The organism is Enterococcus sp. HMSC076E04, from assembly GCF_001814285.1.
In the GTDB taxonomy this organism is placed as follows: domain Bacteria; phylum Bacillota; class Bacilli; order Lactobacillales; family Enterococcaceae; genus Enterococcus_B; species Enterococcus_B lactis.
On record NZ_KV815582.1, the window covers coordinates 51,153 to 57,360 of the forward strand.

General features: G+C 34.9%; 5 protein-coding genes and 2 pseudogenes. 1 reads left to right on the forward strand and 6 read right to left on the reverse strand.

The features are described 5' to 3' along the window. Positions 1-46: 46 nt before the first annotated feature. The 6 genes and pseudogenes from arcC to HMPREF2961_RS14540 form a co-directional block, all read right to left on the reverse strand. Positions 47-1,036 carry a carbamate kinase gene (gene arcC, locus HMPREF2961_RS04925; RefSeq protein WP_070704072.1) on the reverse strand — a complete coding sequence of 330 codons (990 nt, stop codon included), beginning with the start codon at positions 1,034-1,036 and terminating at the stop codon, positions 47-49. After that, the gene (aguA, locus tag HMPREF2961_RS04930) at positions 1,033-2,139 is read right to left on the reverse strand and encodes an agmatine deiminase (protein WP_070704075.1); all 1,107 of its coding nucleotides are present in this window, start codon (positions 2,137-2,139) and stop codon (positions 1,033-1,035) included. The genes arcC and aguA overlap by 4 nt, the downstream gene beginning before the upstream one ends. Then, positions 2,126-3,514: an APC family permease gene (locus tag HMPREF2961_RS04935; protein WP_070704077.1), complete on the reverse strand. Its 1,389-nt coding sequence runs from the start codon at positions 3,512-3,514 to the stop codon at positions 2,126-2,128. The genes aguA and HMPREF2961_RS04935 overlap by 14 nt, the downstream gene beginning before the upstream one ends. A gap of 110 nt (positions 3,515-3,624) precedes the next feature. Further along, the gene (ptcA, locus tag HMPREF2961_RS04940; protein WP_070704080.1) at positions 3,625-4,659 is read right to left on the reverse strand and encodes a putrescine carbamoyltransferase; all 1,035 of its coding nucleotides are present in this window, start codon (positions 4,657-4,659) and stop codon (positions 3,625-3,627) included. 754 nt (positions 4,660-5,413) lie between these two features. Beyond that, a pseudogene (locus tag HMPREF2961_RS14535) lies at positions 5,414-5,641 on the reverse strand (ABC transporter permease); the annotation flags it as partial. Further along, the gene (locus HMPREF2961_RS14540; protein WP_080000621.1) at positions 5,634-5,792 is read right to left on the reverse strand and encodes a peptide ABC transporter permease; all 159 of its coding nucleotides are present in this window, start codon (positions 5,790-5,792) and stop codon (positions 5,634-5,636) included. The gene HMPREF2961_RS14540 and the pseudogene HMPREF2961_RS14535, both read right to left, overlap by 8 nt. Before the next feature lie 153 nt (positions 5,793-5,945). Between HMPREF2961_RS14540 and HMPREF2961_RS15670 the strand changes: the two are divergent. Next, positions 5,946-6,056, forward strand: a pseudogene (locus HMPREF2961_RS15670) (transposase); the annotation flags it as partial. Between the last annotated feature and the right edge of the window lie 152 nt (positions 6,057-6,208).

The window sequence follows — 6,208 nt, forward strand, 5'->3', positions numbered from 1 at the left end:
CGAAATAGAAACAACTAGATGTTCTATTTCGCACAGTTACTTTTTGTTACTCATATGATACTATATCTACTAAGTGACTTTTTTGTTCTAAATTTTGCGAGCTGTAAATAATCGTGCCAGCATTTTCTTTTAGTAATTTATCTAAATTTTCTAAAGAAGTAATTACAGCTTGCGCATTAGGTTTTTTCTTAACAAATTCTAAGGCAGCTTCCACTTTTGGCAACATACTGCCTGGAGCAAATTCACCATTATCTTTGTATTTTTCTAACGTCTCGATATCAATTTTTTTCAGTTCTTTTTGTTGCGGTGTATTAAAATGGACAGCAACATTTGCCACACCAGTTAAGATAATCAGTTCATTTGCATCAATGATTTCAGCAAGTTTTTCAGAAGCAAAATCTTTATCTATCACAGCTTCTTTACCTCTTAGGCCTTCACCAGTTTGAATTACCGGAATACCTCCACCTCCTCCTGCAATTACAATTACATCTGAATCAACTAGCGTTTTTATAACTTTTGATTCAACTATATCTATAGGTTTAGGAGAAGCCACTACTTTACGCCATCCTCTTCCTGCATCTTCTTTGAAGATAGAATCGGTCCTTCTCATTTCTTTTTCAGCCTGTTCTTTCGTGATAAATGGTCCAATTGGTTTAGTAGGCTGTTCAAATTCTGGGTCTTCTTCAGAAACAATAACTTGAGTGAACAATCCTACTATGGATTTTTCTATACCACGCTTCTTTAATTCATTCGTTAATGCCTGTGCTAGCCAATATCCTATGCTGCCTTGAGTCATAGCAACGTTGGTATCAAGTGGCATGGCTGGATTCGTTTGGGTTGCTCCAGCTTTTTGTTGTAATAATAAGTTACCTACTTGAGGCCCGTTACCATGAGTAATAAGTAGCTTGTAGCCTTTTTCAACTAGAGCAGCTAATGACTGAGCTGTTTCAGCTAAAGTCTTTTGTTGTCCTATGGCCGTAGGATCATTTGTTAATATTGCATTACCCCCTAATGCCACAACTATTTTCTTTGTCATAACACGTTTTCTCCTTTAGGGATTTGTTGCGTGATACAATGAATATTTCCTCCACCTAATAAGATCTCTCGAGCATAAACACCCACAATTTTACGATCAGGATATAAGGATTGCAATGTTTCCTTTGCCTTTTCGTCCATTGGATCATCAAATAATGGATAAATAACTCCTCCATTGGCTGTATAGTAATTTACATAACTTGCCGCTAAACGATCTCCATTTTGACGTGGGAGTGTACCATTTATAGTATCTACTCCATGACTTTCTTTTTCGTTAATCAGTATAGGCTTAGGCACATGTAATTTTGTTACATGAATATTTCGACCTTTTGCATCTACGGAGTTTTCCAGAATTTCTAGACACTCTTTAGAAATTTCATATTGTGGATCCTGCTTATCATCTGTCCAAGCTAAAACGACTTCACCAGGCGCTACAAAATTAACGATATTATCTACATGGCCATTCGTTTCATCTAAATAAATTCCATGCTTTAACCAAATTACCTTCTCAATATTTAGATACTCTCCTAGAATATTTTCAATTTGTTCTTTTGATAGCTGTGGATTGCGTCCTTTTGATAATAAGCACTCTTCTGTGGTAATTAATGTACCTTCTCCATCAACATGGATAGATCCCCCTTCCAAAACAAAATTATCTAAACGATAACGGTCCTTCCATTCAATTTCACAAATTTTTTGTGCAACTTGATCATCTTGATCCCAAGGAAAATAAAGTCCATCTTCCAGCCCGCCCCAAGCATTGAATGTCCAATCCACACCTCGAACTTTTCCTTGACTATTTGTAACAAAAGTAGGACCACAATCTCGAACCCATGAATCATTACTAGCAATTTCTACCACCCGTATATGTTCGGGAAGCATGTGGCGAGCATTATCATATTGATCAGAATTCACGCCCATTGTAACAGGTTCAAATTTGGCAATCGCTCTAGCAACCTCTACGAAAGCTCGCTGGGCTGGTTTTCCTCCATCTCGCCAATTATCAGGACGTTGTGGCCACAACATATATACTCCTTCATGCACCGAAAATTCTCCGGGCATTCTAAAATGATCTTTTTTAGGTGAACTATCAATTGTTTTCATCAGTAAGCACTCCCTTATTTTTTTTTTCTTTTGACGAATAGTGAATCACGATTTCACCAATAACAAAGGCAAAAATTGTTCCAAGCAACACGGGTATTTTAGTATTTATCTCTGAAGAACTCGAATCTAGAGGAACTACAGAAAAAAGCAGTGTCGCGATTAGCAACAACATTGGGATAATCGTCATTAATTTTAACAACCAATTGGGTCCAGGGACTTTAAATGGACGAACAACATGAGAATCGATTTTTCTTAACTTCAAGAATGCTGGAAACATCATAATATAAGAAAGTAACAACGCTACTACATTTAGTGAGAAAAATGCCCAAAAAATATTCTCATTTGGGATAAAGGGTGCAATAACAATTAGAAGTGAAGCAATAATACCATTAATGACAGAAGCTCCTACTGGCATATCATTTTTTTGACTTTTTTTAGCGAAAATTAGAGGCATATCATGATTTTTCGCAGCATACAAAGCAACATAATTTACTCCTAAGGACCAAGAAATCAAGTTTGCTGCCAGCGTATACATGAAGAGAATACCGATTAATACAACAAAAGGATTCAATCCCCCAACGAGCAGAATAAAGCTGTCAATTAATCCTCCAGAAGCAGATAATTGATCTGCTGGTACCGCCGCTCCCATTCCAAATGCAGCAAACAAATAGAAAAAGGCGATCAAAACACCACCATAAATAATGGCTTGTGGAATTTGTTTTTTAGGGTTATCCATTTCATTTGCTAGAGTAGTGACCACTTCAAATCCTAAAAAATTAAACAAGATAACAGATAAAAAACTAAAATTTTGAATATCTAGTTTAGGTAACAAAGCTGTTCCAGAAAAGTTATTAGCCATTCCTTTTGTTAATGCATGATAGATACCTAAAACACCAAGACATATCATGATTGCCACTTTCGCAAATGCAGCGATATTTAAGATCCACTTACTATCACTAACAGGGTAACAGCTAATTATCGTAACAATCCAGACAAATACCAACTGCAACATAATCAGTAGAGGTGTACTAAAATTTAATTGAAAAATTTGAGTTAATACTTCTTGAAATAAAACGGCAAGACTCGCCATCCAAATAGGAAAATTAATCCAGTAAAACCAAGCGACTCTAGCACCCCACTTTCTTCCATAAGCTTTTTTAACCCAGTCATAGATCCCTCCTTCGCCGTCATATGTCGTGCCAAGTTCAGCTGATATTAATCCGTAAGGTAAGAAAAATAATATCAATAATAAACCCCACCAAAAAAATTGCGAAGAGCCGATTGCAGCAGCTGGTGCTGCCGACTCTACTACTAAGATAACTACAACGGCCATCAATACTGCATCAAATAAACGGAATCTCTTTTTTTCTTTCATTAATGTGCTCCTTTCGATGAGCCTTTTGTGAAAAGTACGTGTAAATTTTTTACTCTCTATGAATTAGCAAAAGATTTACACGACTCTTCTACTGCTTAAGCAAGTTCTTGCTAATCTCTTCGTTCTAATTGACGTTTAGGTTTCAGCATGCATTGTAATTCCCCATCAAATTTTTCTGCTAAAGCTTGATCGGCATAATCCAAATATGGATTCAAAAAATAAACTAATAAAGCCCGCATAGCTGTTAATCGATTTTCTGCTCCATCTAATACGATAGATTGTTCACCATCTAACACTTCATCTGTAACTTCTTCGCCGCGTGTTGCTGGTAAGCAGTGCAAAAATTTTGCATGTGGTGAAGCTTTTTTCATCAATTCATTATTTACTTGGTAGGTTGGATAGAAAATATTCATCCGTTCTTCTTCAGATAATTCCGCTTCATATAAGCCATACCACACATCCGTATAGACAAAGTCCGCATCTTTAAGAGCCACATTAACATCTTCTGTGATCTGCACGCTTCCTCCTGATTTTTTTGCATTTTCCTTCCCTATTTCTAATGCTTCTTCTTTAATTTGGAATCCCTCTGGCCCGTATTGAACAAAATCCATTCCCATTTTTGTTGCCATAAACATGGTAGATACACAAACTTGCGTTGCATCTCCAACAAAAACAATTTTACAATCAGATAATTTTTTTCCTTTTGGTAAATGTTCAGTCATCGTAATAATATCGCCTAGTTCTTGCGTAGGATGGTTGTAATCACTCATGCCATTAATAACTGGAATTGTTGCATTCTTTGCCAACGAAACCACTGATTCATGACGTTCAACTCGAGCCATTAATATATCTACTAAACGTGATAATACTCGTGCAGTATCACCAAGACTTTCATGTCCTCCTAGTTGTATTTGACCAGGTGCTAAATATTGGGCGTGTCCTCCTAATTGTTCCATTGCGGTTTCAAAGGAAACACGGGTTCGAGTGGAAGATTGTTCAAAAATCATTCCTAGTGTTTTATTTTTAAGTAGTAATGGGTAATGACCATACTTAATACTTTTTTTGATTTTTAATCCTAATTTGATCAAGTAATCGATTTCTTCTTTTGTAAAATCATTTGTATCGATAAAATCTCTTTTCTGCATAATTAACGCTCCTTCGAAATTTTTAATTGATCTGTCTTTTACTCGAGTAATATATCTGACATATTTAGAATAAGCGTCTTTTGAGATTTATGAAAGCGGATTTAAAACTTTAGAAATCAAAATTATTTAAAGAAAACTTGTTACATTTTAAGTAACAAGTTACACTAACAATCTTAAATTGCTTAAAGACTTAAGGATGCGGTTTAACCGATATCATTGTTTAAAAAAACTTCTTTAATTGTTGCCATTTGGCAGCCAGCCTTTTTAACCTCATTACTGTTAATAATAAACCAAATTTTCGTTATACTATGTTTCTTTTATAGTAAATATCGTTTTTCTCACCTAATAGTTTGTTGATCTGTGCGTGAAAGCATTCCGTAATTTATTTAAAACAAAAAGAATCTTTTGTAACACTTTGGTTAATGTTACAAAGACCCTTTTTATTTGTTGTAATATTTCTTTTTTGCCTTACTATGGCCGTATATGCTAATTTTTCAAATGACAATAAGATATTAGTATAACCTTTCCTTTATTCTAATTTCATTGGTTAAATTGAAGTTTCATTAAAAAGTTTAACAAATTTCTAGTTAACAAACACGATGCTAATTTTTAGATAAGAGGCATTTGCAAGTAGAAAATAAATTTAAGTTACACTGACAAATGTAAAAATTTTAATTGTCAGTATTTAGGGTAAAAAATTCTTAAGCCAAATTCTGATTGGTCTTGATATTTGTTCATATTAGCAAAATGATACCTACTTATTTTTGTCTTGTAATACAATCCTTGTATATAACCATGTCGTCAATACATAGTAGATGAAATACAATTCGAAGAAGATCGTAAATGGCACCTAAATATTTTTGTATGGATTTTGCATGAATAGACCAAACATTTGTAACCCGAACAAGACATGGACTACACCTAAGATTCCTGGTGCTAAGAATAACACACCTACTTCTCTACGGATCGATTGTTTAAGCAATCTGCATATCGACCATTGAAAGCATTTGTGTATATTCACGAATACGAAAACTTAACTGGGACAAGGTGTAATTGTTCAACTTTTTCAATGAGATCTGTTCTGATTTCTTTAGTAATGATAAAAAGAAAATGATCACAATATGTAATAGCAACCCCTGCAATAACTTCTACAGTTTTCCCCCCATTAAAAAGATAATTGTAATCTTCTACAGGATAAGCCACAGGTCCACCAGAAACTTGTTTGAAATAGATTTCAAAGCTGACTTCTGTCTTGACTTCCTGCTCCTCTTTTTTCGTTTTATGGGAAAAAGCATGGAATGCGCTGCATCAGGTATCGAGGCTTAGAAAAAATCAGGTGCATACGATGCTTGTTTTTGCCGAAATGAATCTGAAAAAATTGGTCACTTGGCAGTGGGAGCATATGTCTTCATATTTTTTATTATACAAAAATAGACAAAAGTATCAGTCTACACTCTTAGTAAAGAGGAAACTGATACTTTTGCCTACAGTATGATATTTCTTACATCTACTTTTACTCCGGCAGTAGGACTCGAACCTACGACATCAT

Bases quoted from the DNA above. Each gene is read 5' to 3' on its own strand.
- ptcA (WP_070704080.1), bottom strand. From the start codon at position 4,659: ATGCAGAAAAGAGATTTTATCGATACAAATGATTTTACAAAAGAAGAA.
- aguA (WP_070704075.1), bottom strand. From the start codon at position 2,139: ATGAAAACAATTGATAGTTCACCTAAAAAAGATCATTTTAGAATGCCC.
- arcC (WP_070704072.1), bottom strand. From the start codon at position 1,036: ATGACAAAGAAAATAGTTGTGGCATTAGGGGGTAATGCAATATTAACA.
- HMPREF2961_RS04935 (WP_070704077.1), bottom strand. From the start codon at position 3,514: ATGAAAGAAAAAAAGAGATTCCGTTTATTTGATGCAGTATTGATGGCC.